General features: G+C 41.8%; 1 protein-coding gene. It reads right to left on the bottom strand.

What is annotated here, in order from left to right; genetic code table 11:
• Positions 1 to 15: 15 nt before the first annotated feature.
• A partial coding sequence (locus R8O11_RS29015; RefSeq protein ID WP_318195097.1) for a SpoVR family protein occupies positions 16 to 620 on the bottom strand: 605 nt, incomplete at its 5' end.

The following is a 620-nucleotide window of genomic DNA, read 5'->3' as shown; positions in this document are numbered from 1 at the left end:
TGAGTATATTTTTTACTAAATGTTTGAATCGTACTGATTGCGTTTTGGACAAGTGGCTAATGTTTCTCTGTGTCCCGTGTCTTTAACTTCTTCTAAGATTACGTCAAAGCCCCATAGGCGATAGACGTGTTTCAATACCTCATCATAACTTTCATCGAGTGGAATGCGGTTATGAGGGACGTACTGCAACGTGAGTGAACGGTCACCACGAACATCCACGTTAAACACCTGAATGTTAGGCTCTAAGTTTGATAGGTTGTACTGCGCTGCCAGAGTTTCTCGAATGCGTTTGTAGCCCATTTCATCATGTATGGCGGAGACTTCAATAAAGTTCTTCCTGTCATCATCGTTGATGGCGAACAGTTTGAAATCACGCATCAATTTCGGAGACAAATATTGGCTGATAAAGCTTTCATCTTTGAAATTATGCATAGCAAAATGCAAGGCATCTAACCAATCTGTTCCTGCTAGATCCGGGAACCACTCTTTATCCTCGTCAGTTGGCTCTTCACAGATACGTTTAATATCTCGGAACATTGCAAAGCCCAAGGCGTATGGATTAATACCATTAAAGTAAGGGCTATTATAAGGCGGTTGAGCTACCACACTGGTATGGCTAT

It is taken from the genome of Vibrio sp. 1288 (genome assembly GCF_033344475.1).
This window is presented reverse-complemented; position numbering and strand designations above follow the sequence as displayed.